A 1,043-nucleotide genomic window follows, 5' to 3' on the forward strand; every position below is an offset into this window, starting at 1 on the left:
ATTGGCGACACCTCCACCGGACCCAACCCCACCACCGTCACCACCGTGCCCGCCGGGACCACATTGGTGTTGCCGTCCTCATCAGTTGCCGTGAACGACACCGTCGAGACGCCTGTTGAGGCCGAGGTCAGCGTGAGTGATTGCAGCACTTGCTGATACACCGCAGCACTCGCCGCACCCGTGAACGTCACCTGACCGGCGACCGAATCATCAGCATCGATGCCACCAGACAGCGTCCAGCCCAGCACCCCGTCCCCGTCGACCGTCACCACCACCGACTCGATATCGGAGTCCGGATCGGTGAGCACCACAATCGGGCTGACGGTGATCGGCTGACCCGCCAACCCCGCCGCCGCCGGAGCCACCACCAAGATTGGCGACACCTCCACCGGACCCAACCCCACCACCGTCACGACAGTGAACGCCGGGACCACATTGGTGTTGCCGTCGGCATCAGTCACCGTGAACGACACCGTGGAAATCCCCGCCGAAGCGGAGGTCAGCGTGAGTGATTGCAGCAGGTCTCGGTAGGCGGCCTCCGTGGCAGCCCCAAAGAACGTCACCTGGCCGGCCACCGAGTCATCAGCATCGATGCCGCCGGGCAGAGTTCCCCAGCCCAGCACGCCGTCCCCATCGACGGTGACAACGACCGAGTCGATGTCGGAGTCGGGATCGGTGAGCACCACCACCGGAGACACCGTGATCGGCTGCCCGGCCAACCCTGCCGCCGCCGGAGCAACCACCAGGATCGGGGACACCTCGACCGGACCCAACCCCACCACCGTCACCGCGGTGGCCGCCGGCAACACGTTCGTGTTGCCATCAACATCAGTCACTTCAAAGGACACCGTCTGCACCCCAGCCGTCGCCGAGGTGAGTGTGACCGACTGCAGGACTTGCTGATACACCGCCGCACTGGCCGCACCGCTGAACGTGACCTGACCAGCGACCGAGTCATCGGCATCAATGCCACCAGAGAGCGTCCAGCCCAGCACCCCGCCACCATCGACCGTGACCACCACCGACTCGATATCGGAATGACG

At 65.3% G+C, this 1,043-nt stretch carries 1 protein-coding gene; it reads right to left on the reverse strand.

Annotated elements, in window-relative coordinates; all coding sequences use genetic code 11:
- Positions 1–1,043: hypothetical protein (locus tag AWC12_RS30925; protein WP_165762749.1), on the reverse strand; the 1,043-nt coding region annotated here is incomplete at both ends.

It is taken from the genome of Mycolicibacterium iranicum, from assembly GCF_002101705.1.
In the GTDB taxonomy this organism is placed as follows: domain Bacteria; phylum Actinomycetota; class Actinomycetes; order Mycobacteriales; family Mycobacteriaceae; genus Mycobacterium; species Mycobacterium iranicum.